This is a genomic window from Methylobacterium sp. 174MFSha1.1 (genome assembly GCF_900116815.1).
Classification (GTDB): Bacteria; Pseudomonadota; Alphaproteobacteria; order Rhizobiales; family Beijerinckiaceae; genus Methylobacterium.
In genome coordinates this window covers 1-17,026 of the sequence record NZ_FPCB01000009.1, presented here as the reverse complement: position 1 = coordinate 17,026, position 17,026 = coordinate 1, and the positions used below count along the sequence as shown (strand labels likewise).

Sequence of the window (17,026 nt, the reverse complement as noted above, 5' to 3'; positions counted from 1 at the left end):
CCATTCCTTGACGGGAGCGGCCGCCCGACACCGGCCTCCGAGGGCACCGCCCGATCGCGCGGCGCTCGGGCGGTGCCCTCGGTCTTCGAGTGTGCCGCATTTTCTTCGACGGACCGGTCTCCGCTTCGTCGGAAAGTGCTTGTGCAGGAGGTGGCGTGGGTTGGGGGCCTGACCGCTGGCGATTCTACCGGCTCGTCGGGCACGAGGCGGGGCGCGTCCTGCGGGGTGCGGCCGTGCGCGCGACCTCGCGCCCCTCGGCGCTGGCCCGCCTGCGCCCGACCGGCCTCGTCATCGCGCCGCAGGACCTGCGCACCAGCGACGCGACCATCGCGGCCGACATCTATGCCGGGCTGTTCGTCTTCGCCGGCCGGGCGCTCGCCACCGGCGGGCGCTCGCCGTTCGATTTCGCGCCGCCCTCGCCCCAATGGGGCGAGGAGCTCTACGGCTTCGGCTGGCTGCGCCACCTGCGCGCCGCCGAGAGCGCGCTGTCGCGCTCAAACGCCCGCGCCTTCGTGCAGGACTTCATGGCCGGCCGCGGCGACCAGGACCTGGCGCAGCGCCCGGCCGTGGTGGCGCGGCGGCTGATCTCGCTCCTGTGCCAGTCGCCCCTGGTGCTGGAGGGGGCCGACCACGCCTTCTACCAGGCCTTCCTGAAGCTGATCGGCCGCTCGACCCGCAGCCTCGACCGGGCGCTGCGCCGCGGGATCATGCCCCGCGACCGGCTCGTCGCCGCGGTGGCGCTCGCCTATGCGGGCCTGTGCTGCGAGGGCTTCGAGCCGGTCCTGCGCCGGGGCACCCGGCTCCTCCACCGCGAGCTGACGCGCCAGATCCTGCCCGACGGCGGCCATCGCAGCCGCGACCCGGGTTTCGCCAAGGACCTGCTCCTCGACCTCCTGCCCCTGCGCCAGAGTTTTCTCAGCCGCGACATCGCCCCGCCGGAGGCGCTGCTCAACGCCATCGACCGGATGCTGCCGCTCCTGCGCCTCCTGCGCCACGGCGACGCCTCGCTCGGACACCACAACGGGATGGGGGCGACCGCTGCCGACCAGCTCGCCACCCTGCTGGTCTATGACGGCGCGCTGGCCAAACCCCTGATGCACGCGCCGCACACCGGCTACGCCCGCCTCGAGGGCGGGGGCGGCACCCTGGTGGTGGCCGATATCGGCGCCGTCCCGCCGCCGGCCTACTCGGCCGCGGCCGGGGCCGGCTGCCTGTCCTTCGAGCTGTCCTGCGGCCCGCAGCGGCTGGTGGTGAATTGCGGCATGCCGGCAACCGGCGAGGAGATGCGCGAGCTCGCCCGCACCACCGCCGCCCACTCCACCGTCTGCCTCGCCGATTCCTCCTCCTGCCGCTTCCTCGCTCTGCCGCAGCCCAGCGTGATCCATCCGCTCGCCGCCTGGCTGAAGCGCCGGATGGGGCCGATCGTCGTGCGCGGGCCGGCCGAGGTCACGGTCGAGCGCGGCTCCGACGCGGCCGGCGCCGCCGTGCTCGCGGCCCGGCACGACGGCTACGCCCCGACGCTCGGCCTCCTCCACGAGCGGCGCTGGCGCCTGCATCCCGACGGCGCCCTGCTGGAGGGCCATGACGGCTTCGTGCGCGATGCCGCCGGCCGGGGCGGTCCCGCCGAGGCGGCGATCCGCTTCCATCTCCACCCGAGCGTGCGGGCGAGCCGGGTGGGGCGCGGCGTGCGGCTCGCGGGGGCCGGCGCACCCTGGCTGTTCGAGGCCGACGAGATCGACCCGGTGATCGAGGAGAGCGTGTTCTTCGCCGCCCTCAACGGCGCCCGCCGCACCGAGCAGATCGTCCTCCACCTCACCGCCGCCGACGGCACCCGGGTGGCCTGGCGCTTCCGCCGCCTGCCGGACTGAGCAGGACGGCGTCGTGAACTCGGCGGGTTGAGCCCATCTGTTAGCTTTTAGTCCACCGCGCCGGTCGATATTTTTCTTCGTCTCTCACCCATTTGAGGGTTTCGCGGTCCTGAATGAGCATTCTTCAGGCACCGGCCGTGCTACACATCGGGACCGAGTCGGCGAGGCGGGACCCACGGGATGAAGCTGGACGCGCCGACCCTGGTGACCGTGACCGTCTTCGTGATGGTCGTGATGGGCGCGCTGTACCTTCTGTCCTGGAGCCAGGCCCGGCAGACCCGGGCTTTGGGCTTCCTCGGCGCCGCCCAGCTCGTCGGCGCCGCCGCGGTCACGCTGTTCGGCCTGCGCGGCATCATCCCGGACTGGCTGTCGATCGGCCTCGCCAACGCGGTGATGCTCGGGGCCTACGGGCTGATCTGGGGCGGCGCCCGCTCGTTCGAGGGGCGGCGCGTCCCGCTGCCCTGGATCGCCGCCGGCCCGCTCGTCTGGCTCGCCGCCTGCCTGGTGCCGTCCTTCTACGCCTCCCTCGGCGCCCGGGTGATCCTGTCCTCGGCCGTCGCCGGCCTCGCCTGCGCGCTCGCCGCCCGCACCCTCTGGCACCATCGCGGCGAGCGGCTGCCGTCGCGGGCCCCGGCGGCGATCCTGCTCGCCAGCGAGGCGCTGCTGCTATGGGTGCGGATTCCCGCGACCCTGGTCCTGCCGGCACCGCCGACCGGCACCCCGGAGCAGACCTACTGGGTCGCGGTCCTGTCCTTCGTCGCCCTGCTCTACACGGTGGCGGTCTCGGTGCTGTTCATGGCGATGGCCAAGGAGCGCCTCGAGGCCGAGCAGCGCCGCGCCGCCGAGACCGACCCGCTCACCGGCATCGCCAACCGCCGGGCGCTGGCGGCGGAGGCCCGCCGCGCGCTCGCGACCGGGCCCTGCGCCCTGCTGCTGTTCGATCTCGACCATTTCAAACGGGTCAACGACACGTTCGGCCACGCCGTCGGCGACGCGGTCCTGATCGGCTTCTGCGCCGCCGCCCGCCGGGTCCTGCCCGCGGGGGCGGCGTTCGGGCGCCTCGGCGGCGAGGAATTCGCCTGCCTGCTGCCCGGTGCCGGCACCGCCGAGGCGGCGGCCACCGCCGAGACCGTGCGCCTCGCCGTGGCGGCGATGCGCCCCGGTCCGGCGCCGGGCCTCGCGGTCACGGTGAGCGTCGGGGTCGCCAGGAGCGCCGGCGATCCGGGTGGTGCCGGCTTCGAAGCCCTGCTCGGCCTCGCCGACCGGGCGCTGTACCAGGCCAAGGCGCAGGGGCGGGACCGGGTGGAGCTCGCGGCGCCGGAGCTGCGGCAGGTGGCGTGAGGCGGTCCACCCCTCCTCTCCGAGCGGGGAAGCGTCAGACATCGGACGCAGGCCCACCCGGCGCCGACCCGGGTTGTCGTCGCTTGATCGGCGCCTAAGACATCCCCATCGCACCCCGCCCGGGCCTGCGCCCGGCGCCAGATGAGGGCTCGCCCCATGGACTATCGGCAGTTCGGCCGCTCCGGCCTCAAGGTTCCGGTTCTCAGTCTCGGCACCGGCACCTTCGGAGGCAGCAACGAGTTCTTCCAGCGCTGGGGCCAGACCGACGTCGCCGAGGCGAGCCGGATGGTCGACCTGTGCCTCGACGCCGGCGTCAACTTCTTCGACACCGCCGACATCTACTCGCAGGGCGCCTCCGAGGAGATCCTGGGCCAGGCGCTGAAGGGCAAGCGCGACCGGGCGCTGATCTCGACGAAGGCGACCTTCCCGATGGGCGAGGGGCCGAACGACATAGGTCCGAACGATTTGGGCTCCTCGCGCTACCACCTCGTGCGCGCCTGCGAGGCGAGCCTGAAGCGCCTCGGCACCGACCACATCGACGTCTACTTCATGCACGGCTTCGACGCGCTCACCCCCGTCGACGAGACCCTGCGCGCCCTCGACGACCTCGTCCGGGCGGGCAAGATCGGCTATATCGGCGCCTCGAATTTCTCCGGCTGGCAGCTGATGAAGGCGCTCTCGACCTCCGAGCGCTACGGGCTGGCGCGCTACGTCGCCTATCAGGGCTACTACTCGCTGGTCGGCCGCCACTACGAGTGGGAGCTGATGCCGCTGGGCCTCGACCAGGGCGTCGCCCTGATGGTGTGGAGCCCGCTCGGCTGGGGCCGGCTCACCGGCAAGATCCGCCGCGGCGCCAATACCAGCGGGCGCATCGCGTCGGGCGGTGCCGAGGGCGGACCGCCGGTCGCCGACGAGGCCCTGTTCCGGGTCGTCGACGTCCTCGACGAACTCGCCGCCGAGACCGGGCGCAGCGTGGCGCAGGTGGCGCTCAACTGGCTGCTCAGCCGCCCGACCGTCGCCAACATCGTGGTCGGCGCCCGCAACGAGGAGCAGCTGAAGCAGAATCTCGGCGCCGTCGGCTGGACCCTCGACCCCGCCCAGATCGCCCGCCTCGACGCGGCGAGCCACGAGACGCCGATCTACCCCTACTGGCACCAGAAGGGCTTCGACGAGCGCAACCCGAAGCCGACCAGCTGGTAGTGCCTCACACCGCCGGATAACCGGATCCGGCGGTGCACCGCCCGTTTCGCGCATCGCGCGGGCGGACAAGCTGCGGTATGAGAGACGGTTCGTATCCCCCGGCCCAGCCGGGGGTTGGACCGCCCCGGTCCGGCAGCGGTCTCAAGCGATTCCCGAGGTCCCCGAATGGCGCATGCCGGCGTCCATGATCCCGTCCTCGTCGCCCTGTCGGTCGCGATCGCGATGCTGGCGTCGTTCGTGGCGCTGGATCTGGCGGGCCGGATGAAGGCCGCGGCGGGCTGGGCCCGGTGGGCCTGGCTGATGACCGCCGCCCTGGTGCTCGGCGGCGGCGTCTGGTCGATGCACTTCGTGGCGATGCTGGCCTTCCGTCTGCCGGGCCTCGAAGTCACCTACGATCTCGGCCTGACGCTGCTCTCCCTCGCGCTTCCGGTCGTCGTGACGGCCTTCGGCCTCGCCGTCGCCCGCAGGCCGGGCGCCGGACCGGGCAGCATCGTCGCGGCGGGGCTGGTGACCGGGCTCGGCATCGCCTCGATGCACTATACCGGCATGGCGGCGATGCGGCTGCCGGCCGCCCTCCACTACGACCCGGCCTGGACCTTCGCCTCGGTGCTGATCGCCGTCGGGGCCGCCACGGTGGCGATCCGGCTGGCGCTGGGCGAGACCGGGCTCCTATTGCGGGTCGCGGCCTCCGGGGCGATGGGGCTCGCCATCGCGGGCATGCACTACGCCGCGATGCAGGGCCTGCACGTCTCGCACGCCCCCGGTGTGGACCATGCCGGGGTGGGGGTCGACCAGGTCCGCCTCGCCGTCGGCGTCACGGCGGTGACCTTCCTGGTCTTCACCCTCGCGCTGCTGGCCGCCGCGATCGACCGCCGGGTCTCCCAGCGCGCCGCCCGCGAGGCCGCGGCCCTGCGCGCCAGCGAGGAGCGCTACCGCCTGCTCCTCCAGAGCGTGACCGACTACGCGATCTTCATGCTCGACCGCGACGGGGTGGTGGCGAACTGGAATTCCGGCGCCCGCCGGATCAAGGGCTACGAGGCCGGCGAGATCGTGGGCCGGCACTTCTCGTGTTTCTACACCGCGGAGGATCGGGCGGCGGGCGTGCCGGCCCGTGCGCTCGCCACCGCGGCGGAGAGCGGCAAGTTCGAGGCCGAGGGCTGGCGGCTGCGCCGGGATGGCACGCGGTTCTGGGCCAGCGTCGTCATCGACCCGATCGTCGGCGAGGACGGCCGGCTCGTCGGCTTCGCCAAGGTCACCCGCGACATCACCGAGCGCAAGCGCGCCCAGGAGGCTCTGGAGCGGGCGCAAGGAGCCCTCGCCCAGGCGCAGAAGATGGAGGCGGTGGGCCAGCTCACCGGCGGCGTCGCCCACGACTTCAACAACCTGCTGATGGCGGTGCTGGGCAGCCTCGAACTGCTGCGCAAACGCCTGCCCGACGATCCCCGCATGCTGCGCCTGCTCGACAACGCGGTGCAGGGCGCCGAGCGCGGCGCGGCCCTGACCCAGCGGATGCTCGCCTTCGCCCGGCGCCAGGACCTCAAGCCGGCTTCGGTCGACCTCGCGCGGCTGGTGCGCGACATGACCGACCTGCTGCAGCGCTCGATCGGCCCGGGAATCCGAATCGAGACGCGGTTTCCCGTCGGCCTGCCGCCGGCCCTGGTCGACGCCCACCAGCTCGAGCTCGCGCTCCTCAACCTCGTGGTCAATGCCCGCGACGCGATGCCGGAGGGCGGCTCCGTCACGGTCGCGGCCCGGCTGGAGCCGGGGGACGGGGCGGGCGACCCGATGCTCTGCCTCGCGGTCACCGATACCGGCACCGGCATGGACGAGGCGACGCTCGCCCGGGCGCAGGAGCCGTTCTTCACCACCAAGGGCGTCGGCCGCGGCACGGGCCTCGGCCTCTCGATGGTGCACGGCCTGGCGGCGCAATCGCATGGCCGCCTGGTGCTGCGCAGCCGCCCGGGCGCCGGGACCACCGCCGAGATCTGGCTGCCGGTGGCGGCGCCGGGGATCGCCGCGGCGCCGGACGAGGCGCCCGCCCGCCGCGCCTATCCCCGGAGCGTCGCGCCGCAGGTCGTCCTCGTCGTGGACGACGATCCCCTGGTGCTCGAGAACAGCGCCGCGATGCTGGAGGATCTCGGCCACCGGGTGATCGAGGCCCGCTCCGGCCAGGAGGCGCTGGAGCTGATGCGCCGCGCCCGCACCCTCGACCTGGTGCTCACCGACCACGCCATGCCGGAGATGACCGGTCTTCAGCTCGCCGCCCGCATCGCCGCCGAGCGGCCCGGCCTCAAGGTGATCCTCGCCACCGGCTACGCCGACTTCGCCGGCTCCGCCGAGGCGGGCCCCGACGAGGCCGCCCGCCTGCCGCGGCTCGCCAAGCCCTACGACCAGGCGACGCTCGCCCGGATGATCGAGGCGGTGGTGCGAGGGAATGCGGGGGCGGCCGACGATACCGTGGTGCCGTTCCCGAAGAGTGCGTGAGGGGCGAAAAATACCTGCTCCACTGTACTGACATTCACCGCGTCATTCCGGGGCTCGCCGAAGGCGAGAGCCCGGAATCCAGAGCCTCTGAACGTGCAGGAAAAAGCGGGCAGATCTCCGCTCGACACTGCACCACCTGCGGTTCTGGATCCCGGGCTCCGCTGCGCGGCCCCGGGATGACCCTGTGTGGTGGACACGGTGCGGCCAGCGAGGGTGCTGTGCCGCGAAGGCGGCGACGGCCTTCGGCTCACGCCGCCGGCATCTTCCGCGCCTTGGCGTCGCGCAGCAGCGCCAGCCCCTCGGGCCCGAGATCGAGCGCGAGGCGCAGGACCTCGTCGGCATAGGCCTGCGGCGTCGTGCCGGCCTGCTTGGCGGCGCGCGAGAGGCGCAGACCGAGCGCCCCGTCCACGGGGATCGAGGTGCCGCGGGGCGCCGGCTCCGGCAGGGGAGCGGACGGGGCGGCCACGGAGGCAGCCGGCGCCTTATCGGACACCTTGGCCGGCGCGATGTCGGGCCGGGGCGGCAGGCCGAGGCCCTGGCGCCGCCCCTGCGCCGCCAGCCGGTCGGCGCGCTCGTTGCCGGCATGCCCCGCATGGCCCTTCACCCAGACCCAGCGCACGTCGCGCCGCGCCGCAAGCTCGTCGAGGCGCTGCATCAGCTCGACGTTCTTCACCGGGCCGGTGGTGGTGCGCCAGCCCTTGAGCTTCCAGCCGCGGATCCACTCGGTGACGGACTTGATCACGTACTGGCTGTCGCAGCGCATCTCGATCGCCGCGCCCTCGGGAAAATACTCCAGCGCCCGGATCGCCGCGGTCAATTCCATGCGGTTGTTGGTGCTCTGCGGATCGCCCCCGCACAGCTCGACGGTGCCCTCCGGCGCCTCGATCACCACGCCCCAGCCGCCCGGGCCGGGATTGGGATCGCAGCCGCCGTCGGCATACACGATGGTTCGCATGGCTGCCTTTGCCTGAACGTCAAACGGAACGCGGCCGTCCCCCGAATCGGGGTGCCGGCCGCACGGGCAGTGTCGGCCCGGAATGGTGAACAAATACCCAGGCGCGCGCCCGCGCAACCCGGGCGGGCCCTGGCACGGCGCTTGCGGTGGCACGGCGCTTGCGGTGACCCCAGGATGCGCGATGATGAGGCGCCGGCGCGACGCAGGGGAGCGTCCAGTCGGCCCGCCCGCGCCGCCCTCGGACCGCCAAGAAGAGACGCGCCCCATGCCAGTCGATCCCGCCGACGCCGTCGAGGAGATGCTGCCGCCGGCCCGCCTCGTGCCGCTGGCCTTGCAGCACGTGCTGGTGATGTATGCCGGCGCCGTCGCGGTGCCGCTGATCATCGGCCGGGCGCTCGGATTGCCGCCGGAAGAGGTCGCCTTCCTGATCAGCGCCGACCTGTTCGCCTGCGGCCTTGCGACCCTGATCCAGTCGGCGGGATTGCCGGGCGTCGGGATCCGCCTGCCGGTGATGATGGGCGTGACCTTCGCGGCGGTCGGCCCGATGCTGTCGATGGCGGCGACGCCCGGGATCGGGCTCCTCGGCATCTACGGCTCGGTGATCGCCGCCGGAATCTTCGGCCTCCTGGTCGCGCCCTTCGTCAGCCGCCTGCTGCCGCTCTTTCCGCCGGTCGTCACCGGCACCATCATCCTGGTCATCGGCATCTCGCTGATGCGGGTCGGCATCAACTGGGCCGGCGGCGGCCAGCCGACGCTGACGAAGATGGTCGACGGCGTGCCCGCCGCGGTCCCGAACCCGAACTATGCGCAAGGAAGCGGCCTCGGCATCGCCTTCATGGTGCTGCTGACGATCCTCGCCCTGATCCGCTGGGGCCGGGGGTTCCTCGCCAACGTCGCGGTGCTCGCCGGCATCGTCGCCGGCTCGGTGCTGGCGGCGTTCCTGGGACTCATGCATCTCGACAAGGTCGCGGCGGCGCCCTGGTTCGCCCCCGTCCTGCCGTTCCATTTCGGCTGGCCCCAGTTCCATCTGGTGCCGATCGCCACGATGTGCGTCGTGATGATCGTGGTGATGATCGAATCGACCGGGATGTTCCTGGCGCTCGGCGAGATCACCGGCCGGCCGGTGTCGCAGAAGGACCTGGCGCGGGGCCTGCGGGCCGACGGGCTCGGCACGCTCTTGGGCGGTATCTTCAACACCTTCCCCTACACCTCGTTCTCCCAGAATGTCGGCCTCGTCGGGGTGACCGGGGTGCGCTCGCGCTTCGTCACGGTGGCGGGCGGGGTGATCATGCTGGCCCTCGGATTGCTGCCGAAGATGGCCGCCCTGGTCGAGGCGGTGCCGCAGGTGGTGCTCGGCGGCGCCGGGCTCGTGATGTTCGGGATGGTGGCGGCCACCGGGGCGCGCATCCTCACGGGCGTCGATTTCCGCGGCCAGCCGAAGAACCAGTTCGTGGTGGCGATCGCGGTCGGCTTCGGCATGATCCCGCTGGTGGCGCCGACCTTCTTCCGCAACCTGCCGCACGCGCTGCACCCGCTGCTCGAATCGGGCATCCTGCTCGCCTCGATCGCCGCGGTCGTGCTCAACGCCTTCTTCAACGGCGTGGGCAGCACCGAGCAGGCGGGGCGGGACGCCTCCGCCGCGGCGGCGGCCGCCGAACACGTCTGAGATCCCTCTTCATCGCACGAGGAACCCATGACCCTGCTGCACAAGACCTACGGCAAGGGCCGGGTGCGGGTGATGCGCGTCCACCGCGCCGGCGACCGGCACGAGGTGCGCGAGCTGACCGTCAAGGCGATGCTGACCGGCGCCTTCGACCGCACCTTCACCCACGCCGACAACCGCGACACCGTCTCGACCGACACGATCAAGAACGTGGTCTACGTCGTCGCCCGCGAATGCCCGGATCTGCCGGCGGAGGCGTTCTGCCGCGCGGTGGCGCAACGCCTGCTCGACAGCTACCCGCAGATGGAGACGGCCACCGTCACCGGCCACGAGACCCGGTGGAACCGGTTCTCCGTCGACGGGGCGGCGCATCCCCACACCTTCACCCTCGACGGCAACGGCCAGCCCTTCGCCCGGGTGGAGCTGTCCCGCACGGGCGCGGTGGTGGAATCGGGCCTGTCGGGCTTCACCTTCCTGAAGAGCACGGAATCGGGCTGGGCCAACTACGTCAAGGATCCCTACACCACGATCCCCGAGACCCACGACCGGATCGCCGCCACCAGCATGGAGGCGTCCTGGCTCTGGGCCTCCGAGCCCGCCGGTTACGAGGCCGCCAACGCCCGCATCCTCGACACGCTGCTGCGGGTGTTTTCCGGCAGCTACAGCCACAGCCTGCAGGACAGCCTCTACCGCATGGGCACGGCCGCGCTCGAGGCGGTGCCGGAGATCGCCACGATCACGCTCGCCTGCCCGAACAAGCACTACCTCTTGGCGAACCTGACCCCGTTCGGCCTCGACAACCCGAACCAGGTGTTCGTCGCGACCGACGAGCCGCACGGGCAGATCGAGTGTACGGTGGGGCGGTGAGGCGCGACGTGCCGCCGTAGCCGCCCGCCGGGACTTGAGCGACGCGGCATCGCCTCCGCGCGCAGGGAGTCGGACGCGTGCTGGACCATCTCGCCGTCGACGTGTCCGACCTCGACCGGAGCCGGCGCTTCTACGCCGCGGCGCTCGCGCCCTTGGGCTACGCCGTGACGCGGGACGGGGCCGCCGCGGTCGGGTTCGGCGTGGCCGCGGGCAAGGGACGATCGCGCGATCCCGGTGGCGATTTCTGGATCGCCGTGGGCGCTCCCCCCGCTCCACAGATCCATTTCGCCTTCAGCGCATCGTCGCGCGCGGCCGTCGACGCCTTCTTCGCCGCCGCGCTCGCGGCGGGCGGCGTGGATAACGGTCGCCCCGGCCTGCGCCCGCGCTACCATGAGAATTACTACGCGGCGTTCGTGATCGACCCGGACGGCTACAACATCGAGGCCGTCTGCCACGTAGCTTGCGACTGACTCAGAGCCAATCTGACTTTCTCAAGATCTCTCCACCCTCCGGGTCATTCCGGGGCCGCGGAGCGGAGCCCGGAATCCAGACACTCAGTTCGTACAGAACGAGGCGGATAGGTATCCGCTTTATCCTCGACCATCCGCGGCTCTGGATTCCGGGCTCCGCTTTCGCGGCCCTGGAATGACGGGGAGGAGGTCAAGACTGGGGGTTGGCTCAAGCAGGCTCTCAATGCCGCGTCGGGTTCGCCCCCACCGTCTCGGCGGTGAGCCAGTCCACCACCTCGGCCAGCGCCTCCCTCGGCGGCAGACCGCGTCCTTGCGCCTCGGTGAACAGGGCGAGCTGGCGGTCGGCGCTGGTGCCGCGGGCGACGATCCAGCGGGCGAGGTCGAGCTCGGCCTCGCAAGCCAGCGCCCGCGCATCCTCGGCGACCAGCGCGAGGGTCTCGGCGAGCACCGTCGCCACTGGATGCGCTTCGCGCGTCGTCTCGCAGACGAAGCTGCCGTGGATGCCGTAGCGCTGCGCCCGCCAGCAATTCTCCGCCGCGATCGCCTGCGAGGCGCCGGTGAGGTCGCGGTGGCGCTCGGGCTCCCGGGCGAGGCGGCGCACCAGGCAGCGGTAGAGCGCCGCGATGGCGAGCGCGTCGTCGAGGCGGGTGCAGCTGTCGGCGATGCGCAGGTCGAGGCCGGGCCCCGTCGGGGACGGGCAGATCACCCACCAGACGTGGCGCGGATCGTCGAGGGCCCCGGCGCCCATCACCGTGTCGAGGTAGCGGGCGTAATCCGCCTCGTCGCGGAAGAGCGGCGGCAGGCCGCTGCGGGGCAGTTCCCGCGCGGCGGCAAGGCGGTAGCCGAGGAGACCGGTGCGCTGCGCCTGCCAGAACGGCGACGAGGTCGACAGCGCCAGCAGCAGGGCGAGATAGGGCTGCATCCGGTTCATCAGGTCGACCCGCGACACGCCCACCGGCACGCCGACCCCGACGCTGAGCCCGCAGACCACGTTGCGGCTGCCGACCATCTGGAGGTCGCGCAGGACCCGGCCCTGGGCGGCCTGGTCGCGGGGGCGCACCCGGCTCCACTGGGCGAGGGGGTGGGTGCCCGACGCCATCAGGGCGAGGCCGCGGGCGGAGGCGAGCGCGCCGAGGCCGCTGCGCAGGGAGGCGAGGGCCTGGCGCGCCGCGCCGAGGTCGCTCGCCGGCGCGGTCGACCAGACCAGCTGCGGCTCCATCAATTCGGTGCGCACCTGCGGGTATCCGGCCCGGCAGGCGGCCAGGAAATCGCGGGTGCGGGCCCGGGCGGCGTCGCGCTTGCCCGCATCGTTGATGAACACCTCCTCCTCGAGGCAGACGTCGAAATCCGCTCGCATACGCAACACCTCCGGCAACAGCGGGCCGCGACGCGCCGACGACCGCCGGCCTCCAGTCGGCCGACGGCCGCGGGGCGGCTCGGTTATCAGCTCTCAGAATTGCGGCGCGAGCCCGACCGACTGCGCCGCTTCACGGGGCGGATCAGGCCCCCGCCGTCACGCTCCCGCCCGCCCGTCGCCGAGCACGGCCTGGACCAGGGCGAGCACCGCCACGGCGGCGGTGTCGGCGCGCAGGATCCGCGGGCCGAGGGAGAGGCGGGCGGTGTGGGGACGGTCTCCGATCAGGGCGCGCTCCTCCGGCGTGAACCCTCCCTCCGGTCCGATCACAACGGCCAGCGGAACCGTGCCGTTCCCGGGAACGGCCTGGCGCAGGGCCGCAACCGGATCGGCGACGGGGGCGTCCTCGTCGCAGAACACCAGCAGGCGCTCCGGCGCGAGCCCGGCGATCGCCTCGGCCAGCGGCGCAGGCTCGCGGATCTCCGGCAGGCTCAGGATCCCGCACTGCTCGGCGGCCTCGACCGCGTTGGCCCGCAGCTTGTCGAGCTTGATCCGGTCGCCTTGCGTGCGCCGGGTCACCACCGGGTGGATCAGGCTCGCGCCCATCTCCACCGCCTTCTGGGCGACGTAGTCGAGGCGCGCCGCCTTGAGCGGGGCGAACAGGTAGTGCAGGTCGCCCGCCGGTGTCTGGGGCCGGGTCTGCGCGCGCAGCACCAGGTCCGCCGCCTTGCGGCCGGTGGGCGCGATCTCGGCCCGCCACTCGCCGTCGCGGCCGTTGAACACCAGGACCGGCTCGCCCGCGTCGCGCCGCAGCACCGAGAGCAGGTAATTGGCCTGCGCCCGGTCGAGGGTATGCCGCGCGCCCTCATGCATCGGGATGTCGAGGAAGAGCCGGGGAGCGTTGAAATCGTAGGCCGCCATGGCCGCCCTGCTCGCCGAGATGGGGGCGGGATGTCAATCGTCCGGCCTGTGGCCTCTGCGCAACAGGGCCTCGCGACCGCGGCCCGATCCGCCACCGGGACCCGCCCCCCGCACGATGGCGCCACATTCCTGTGCAGAAAGCGCTACGAGGCCGGGAGCGGCACGGAATTCTTCACTATGCCGGGCGTGCCGCCGAGAATGCGGCCGGGCCGGCGAGAGGCCAGACAGTTCGGGGCCGGAGCTTTGGGGGGTTGGGAGATGACTCGCATGCGTGTGACCGTGGCGGCTTTGGCCGGAAGCCTGCTCGGCGCGACGCTCCTCGGCGGGGCCGCCCGGGCCCAGGGCGCCGACTGCGCCGCGATCCAGAAGACCCTGACCGAGCGCAAGGACATCGTCGGCAAGGTCAACGCCGCCTCGCAGGGCAAGAAGGCGAAGATCACCGCGGCCGCCGCCTGCAGCCTGTTCACCAGGCTGCAATCCAACGGCACCGAGGGCCTGAAGTGGATCTCCGCCAACAAGGACTGGTGCTCGATCCCGGATTCCTTCGTCGAGGGCTTCAAGGCCGATCACGGCCGGGTTTCGTCCCTGCGGACCAAGGTCTGCCAGGCGGCGGTGCAGCAGGCGGCGATGGAGAAGAAGGCCCGCGCCATGGCGGCGCAGCAGCAGCAGGGCGGGGGCGGCGGCGGCCTCCTCGGCGGGCCGGGCCTGACCGGCAGCTTCCGGGTGCCGCAGGGCGCGCTGTGAGCCGGGCGCCGATGACGGTTCCGGTCTGTCACGCCCGCGCATGAATTCTGCCCCCGATCGTCCGGTCGCCGACGCGGTCACCGGGCACTGGGTGGACCGGCACGCCCCCGAGGCGTTCCGCCCCTATCTGCGCCTCGCGCGCATCGAGCGGCCGATCGGCTGGTGGCTCCTGCTGCTGCCGTGCTGGTGGTCTGCGGCGCTCGCCGCGGTCGCGGCGGGGCAGCCGGGCCCGAGCCTGTGGCACCTCGTCCTGTTCCTGGTCGGGGCGGTGGCGATGCGCGGGGCGGGCTCGACCTACAACGACATCGCCGACCGCGACCTCGACGCCCGCGTCGAGCGCACCCGCCTGCGGCCGCTGCCCTCCGGGCGAATCCGCGTGCGCCACGCCCTGGTCTTCCTTGTGGCGCAGGCCCTCGTCGGCCTCGCGGTGCTGCTGCAATTCAACACCACGGCGATCCTGGTCGGCATCGCCTCGCTCGCGCCCGTCGCGATCTACCCGTTCATGAAGCGGGTGATGCCGGTGCCGCAACTGGTGCTCGGCCTCGCCTTCGCGTGGGGCGCGCTCATGGGCTGGGTCGCCCAGTTCGGCCGCCTCGACGCCCCGGCCTACTGGCTCTACGCCGGCGCCATCGCGTGGGTGATCGGCTACGACACGATCTACGCGGTGCAGGACATCGAGGACGACGAGATCGCCGGCATCAAGTCCTCGGCCCGCTTCTTCGGCACGCGGGTGCGGCTCGCGGTGGCGGGCTGCTTCCTGGCCTGCGTCCTGTTCATCGGCCTCGCCCTGTCCGGGGCCGGGGCCGGGCCGATCGGTCTCGCCGGTCTCGCGCTGTTCGCCGGCCACCTCGCCTGGCAGGTCGGGCGGCTCGATCCGCGCGACGGCGCGGAGGCGTTGCAGCTGTTTCGCAGCAACCGGGATGCGGGGCTGATCCTGTTCTGCGGCCTCGCCCTCGACGCGCTCTGGCAAGGTCTCATGTGAGCGCAAAGGCTCATGGGAGCGCAAGAACTCGTGTGAGCGTTCAGACGCCGCCGCCCTCGGTCATCAGCGCCTCGTCGCGGTAGACCAGCGGGCGCAGCGGCAGGCTGCCGGTCTTGCGGCGGGTGAGGAAGCGCGGCCGGCGATGGGCCAGCAGGCCGTGCCGGCGGCGGATGCGCACCGCGCCGAGCTTCACCCGGCCGATCTGCTCGCCCATCGGGGAGACGGCGCCGTCCTCCTGGATCACCACCAGGGGCAGGCCCGATTCGGCGCCGAGCCGACGCCACACCGCCACCACCTCGTCGTCACCCCAGATGCCGAGGCGCATCACCGGATCGCCGCTGCGGTCGAGCAGGGTCACGGCGAAGCGGTCCTCCCCGGCGGCGTCGCTGGCGTCGCCGTCGAGGCAGAGGGCGAGGCTGCCGGCGGCGCTGGCGCCGGGCAGGCGGCCGACGATCGGCAGCGCCGACGGCTCGGCCTGGACCGGGCCGCGGTGGATGACCGGGAGCCCGAGGTCGCGGCGGGCGGCCATGCCGTTCGAGGAGCGGCGGTTCGAAGAGGGGAATCTGGTGACCATGGATCTGCTCGACGCCCTGTTCGCGTGAGGCGGCGACCTCTGTCGTGTCGTCCGCTGATGTCACGACTTTGGACCGCCCCCGGCTCAGAACGCCTTAAAAGGCAGCGTTAAGCGATGGTTGTGGCGAGGCAGATGCGTCGAATGCTCAACGGATCCTTGTCCCGACCCGATTCATTTATCGTTCACCGCCAGTACATGGCCCCCGGGCGGTGCGAAACGCTTCGCTAAGACAATGCGGCATCGGTGCCGCCGTAGGCCGGCCGCGGCGTCCTTGTGGGCTCAGGTGGGGGCGCCTACAACGGAGTCGATTGTGGGACTCGATCTTGCTCCGGCTCCCCCGTGCCCGCCGCGGGTCCGCTGGGCACTCCTCCTCGAACCTTCGGCGGCCGACCATGCCTCTCCCCGACGACGTGCGCGCGCTCCTGCCCGAAGATCTCCTGCCTCAGGTCCGGGCGATCATCCGCGAGGCGGCCCTGCTGGCGCTGCCGTATTTCCGGCAGGGCGAGCGAACCAGCGCCCGGGTCTGGAGCAAGGCCGGCGGCTCGCCGGTGACGGAAGCCGACGTCACGGTGGACGCCTTCCTGAAGGTGCGCCTGAGCGAGCTGATTCCCGGCGCCGCCTGGCTCTCGGAGGAGACCCGCGACGATCCGATCCGCCTCGCCCACGACCTCGTCTGGATCGTCGACCCGATCGACGGCACCCGGGCCTTCCTGTCGGGCGATCCGGACTGGTCGATCGCCGTGGCGCTGCTGGCCCGTGGCGAGCCGGTGCTCGGCCACGTGGCCGCGCCGGTCACCGCGACCCTCTACGAGGCCGTGGCGGGGGAGGGGGCGACGAAGGACGGGGTGCCGATCCGGGTCTCCGCTCAGGTGGCCGTGGCCGGCGCCCGGGTCACCGGTCCGAAGCCGATGGCCGACCGGCTCGAGCGCCAGAGCGGGCTCACCGGCACGCCGGGCGCGCTGGTACGCCTGCCCCGCATCCCGTCGCTGGCCTTGCGCCTGGTGCGGGTGGCGGAAGGGCTGGTCGATGTCGGGCTGGTTTCGTCGGATGCCCGCGACTGGGACCTCGCCGGGGCCGACCTGATCCTGCGCGAGGCGGGAGGTGCCGTGCTGGGCCTCGACGGCCGCGTTCCGGTCTACAACCGGCGCGAGCCGATCCACGGCGAGCTGGTGGCGCTGCCGCAGGGGTTGCGGGAGGTGGTGCTGGCGGGGTTGGCTTGAGCGGCTGCCGTACTTTCGCAGTCGGAAGTCTTGCTCGCCTCGACGGTGAATGAAGCCCAGAATGTCATGTATGGACGGCCCCCGTTTCGCAAGGGTTTGTGAGCATCGGTTTGAGCCAGTCGGTTCAGGAGCAGTCATGTATCCGGCCTCTGATGCCGTCGTGCCGCCGCGGTTGATGCGACGAGGACGACGGCGGGCCACCAAGGGGTGCGCACAAGCGTTCCTTGCGAAGAACCAGGCTCCCAACATCCCGACGCGCTGTGACGCGCGATGACGTGGCGGAGTGTCCTGGTCCCAGGTCCCTCATCCTGCTCTGGCCTTGGCCGTGCTTACAGCTCCTTGCTCACCGAAGGTCGCGTCCCGCCGCTCCTCAAGCGGCGGCG

14 protein-coding genes are annotated in these 17,026 nt (G+C 72.4%); 10 read left to right on the top strand and 4 right to left on the bottom strand.

Annotation, left to right across the window (positions count from 1 at the left end; genetic code table 11):
- Nucleotides 1–155: 155 nt before the first annotated feature.
- From BM430_RS07765 to BM430_RS07750, 4 genes are all read left to right on the top strand, one after another.
- Nucleotides 156–1,868, top strand: a complete 1,713-nt coding sequence (locus BM430_RS07765) for a heparinase II/III family protein (RefSeq protein WP_093566688.1) — start codon at nucleotides 156–158, stop codon at nucleotides 1,866–1,868.
- Nucleotides 1,869–2,048: 180 nt separating this feature from the next.
- Complete coding sequence (locus tag BM430_RS07760; RefSeq protein WP_093566687.1) at nucleotides 2,049–3,209, top strand: GGDEF domain-containing protein; 1,161 nt, start codon at nucleotides 2,049–2,051, stop codon at nucleotides 3,207–3,209.
- A gap of 156 nt (nucleotides 3,210–3,365) precedes the next feature.
- Complete coding sequence (locus tag BM430_RS07755) at nucleotides 3,366–4,409, top strand: aldo/keto reductase (RefSeq protein ID WP_093566686.1); 1,044 nt, start codon at nucleotides 3,366–3,368, stop codon at nucleotides 4,407–4,409.
- Nucleotides 4,410–4,574: 165 nt separating this feature from the next.
- Nucleotides 4,575–6,893 (top strand): MHYT domain-containing protein, encoded by a 2,319-nt coding sequence (locus tag BM430_RS07750; RefSeq protein ID WP_093566685.1) that lies wholly within the window; start codon nucleotides 4,575–4,577, stop codon nucleotides 6,891–6,893.
- 247 nt (nucleotides 6,894–7,140) lie between these two features.
- Here BM430_RS07750 and rnhA read toward each other — a convergent pair whose 3' ends face one another.
- Nucleotides 7,141–7,848 carry a ribonuclease HI gene (gene rnhA, locus BM430_RS07745; protein WP_093566684.1) on the bottom strand — a complete coding sequence of 236 codons (708 nt, stop codon included), beginning with the start codon at nucleotides 7,846–7,848 and terminating at the stop codon, nucleotides 7,141–7,143.
- Between the two features lie 265 nt (nucleotides 7,849–8,113).
- On the opposite strand from rnhA, the gene BM430_RS07740 reads away from it, so the two are divergent.
- The 3 genes from BM430_RS07740 (at nucleotide 8,114) to BM430_RS07730 (ending at nucleotide 10,848) form a co-directional block, all read left to right on the top strand.
- On the top strand, nucleotides 8,114–9,514 hold the full coding sequence (locus BM430_RS07740; RefSeq protein ID WP_093566683.1) for a nucleobase:cation symporter-2 family protein: 1,401 nt from the start codon (nucleotides 8,114–8,116) through the stop codon (nucleotides 9,512–9,514).
- Between the two features lie 27 nt (nucleotides 9,515–9,541).
- Nucleotides 9,542–10,378, top strand: a complete 837-nt coding sequence (gene pucL / locus BM430_RS07735; RefSeq protein WP_093566682.1) for a factor-independent urate hydroxylase — start codon at nucleotides 9,542–9,544, stop codon at nucleotides 10,376–10,378.
- A gap of 77 nt (nucleotides 10,379–10,455) precedes the next feature.
- Nucleotides 10,456–10,848, top strand: coding sequence for a VOC family protein (locus BM430_RS07730; protein ID WP_093566681.1), 393 nt, complete (start codon nucleotides 10,456–10,458; stop codon nucleotides 10,846–10,848).
- Between the two features lie 220 nt (nucleotides 10,849–11,068).
- Here BM430_RS07730 and BM430_RS07725 read toward each other — a convergent pair whose 3' ends face one another.
- Both BM430_RS07725 and BM430_RS07720 read right to left on the bottom strand, forming a co-directional pair.
- Nucleotides 11,069–12,205, bottom strand: coding sequence for a carboxylate-amine ligase (locus tag BM430_RS07725; protein WP_093566680.1), 1,137 nt, complete (start codon nucleotides 12,203–12,205; stop codon nucleotides 11,069–11,071).
- A gap of 156 nt (nucleotides 12,206–12,361) precedes the next feature.
- Nucleotides 12,362–13,123: a 16S rRNA (uracil(1498)-N(3))-methyltransferase gene (locus BM430_RS07720; protein WP_093566679.1), complete on the bottom strand. Its 762-nt coding sequence runs from the start codon at nucleotides 13,121–13,123 to the stop codon at nucleotides 12,362–12,364.
- Nucleotides 13,124–13,381: 258 nt separating this feature from the next.
- Here BM430_RS07720 and BM430_RS07715 point away from each other — a divergent pair, with 258 nt between their 5' ends.
- Together BM430_RS07715 and ubiA are read left to right on the top strand one after the other, a co-directional pair.
- Nucleotides 13,382–13,867 carry a hypothetical protein gene (locus tag BM430_RS07715; RefSeq protein ID WP_093566678.1) on the top strand — a complete coding sequence of 162 codons (486 nt, stop codon included), beginning with the start codon at nucleotides 13,382–13,384 and terminating at the stop codon, nucleotides 13,865–13,867.
- A gap of 40 nt (nucleotides 13,868–13,907) precedes the next feature.
- Nucleotides 13,908–14,849 carry a 4-hydroxybenzoate octaprenyltransferase gene (ubiA, locus tag BM430_RS07710; RefSeq protein WP_093566677.1) on the top strand — a complete coding sequence of 314 codons (942 nt, stop codon included), beginning with the start codon at nucleotides 13,908–13,910 and terminating at the stop codon, nucleotides 14,847–14,849.
- Between the two features lie 40 nt (nucleotides 14,850–14,889).
- On the opposite strand, the gene BM430_RS07705 is transcribed toward ubiA, so the two are convergent.
- On the bottom strand, nucleotides 14,890–15,423 hold the full coding sequence (locus BM430_RS07705) for a DUF6101 family protein (RefSeq protein WP_093566676.1): 534 nt from the start codon (nucleotides 15,421–15,423) through the stop codon (nucleotides 14,890–14,892).
- A 392-nt stretch (nucleotides 15,424–15,815) separates the two neighbouring features.
- Between BM430_RS07705 and BM430_RS07700 the strand changes: the two genes are divergently transcribed.
- Nucleotides 15,816–16,643, top strand: coding sequence for a 3'(2'),5'-bisphosphate nucleotidase CysQ (locus BM430_RS07700; RefSeq protein ID WP_093566675.1), 828 nt, complete (start codon nucleotides 15,816–15,818; stop codon nucleotides 16,641–16,643).
- Nucleotides 16,644–17,026: the final 383 nt, after the last annotated feature.

Excerpts from the sequence above, each read along its gene's own strand:
- BM430_RS07760 (WP_093566687.1), top strand. The coding sequence starts at position 2,049 with ATGAAGCTGGACGCGCCGACCCTGGTGACCGTGACCGTCTTCGTGATG.
- BM430_RS07755 (WP_093566686.1), top strand. The coding sequence starts at position 3,366 with ATGGACTATCGGCAGTTCGGCCGCTCCGGCCTCAAGGTTCCGGTTCTC.
- BM430_RS07750 (WP_093566685.1), top strand. The coding sequence starts at position 4,575 with ATGGCGCATGCCGGCGTCCATGATCCCGTCCTCGTCGCCCTGTCGGTC.
- rnhA (WP_093566684.1), bottom strand. The coding sequence starts at position 7,848 with ATGCGAACCATCGTGTATGCCGACGGCGGCTGCGATCCCAATCCCGGC.
- BM430_RS07740 (WP_093566683.1), top strand. The coding sequence starts at position 8,114 with ATGCCAGTCGATCCCGCCGACGCCGTCGAGGAGATGCTGCCGCCGGCC.
- pucL (WP_093566682.1), top strand. The coding sequence starts at position 9,542 with ATGACCCTGCTGCACAAGACCTACGGCAAGGGCCGGGTGCGGGTGATG.
- BM430_RS07725 (WP_093566680.1), bottom strand. The coding sequence starts at position 12,205 with ATGCGAGCGGATTTCGACGTCTGCCTCGAGGAGGAGGTGTTCATCAAC.
- BM430_RS07720 (WP_093566679.1), bottom strand. The coding sequence starts at position 13,123 with ATGGCGGCCTACGATTTCAACGCTCCCCGGCTCTTCCTCGACATCCCG.
- BM430_RS07715 (WP_093566678.1), top strand. The coding sequence starts at position 13,382 with ATGACTCGCATGCGTGTGACCGTGGCGGCTTTGGCCGGAAGCCTGCTC.
- ubiA (WP_093566677.1), top strand. The coding sequence starts at position 13,908 with ATGAATTCTGCCCCCGATCGTCCGGTCGCCGACGCGGTCACCGGGCAC.
- BM430_RS07705 (WP_093566676.1), bottom strand. The coding sequence starts at position 15,423 with ATGGTCACCAGATTCCCCTCTTCGAACCGCCGCTCCTCGAACGGCATG.
- BM430_RS07700 (WP_093566675.1), top strand. The coding sequence starts at position 15,816 with ATGCCTCTCCCCGACGACGTGCGCGCGCTCCTGCCCGAAGATCTCCTG.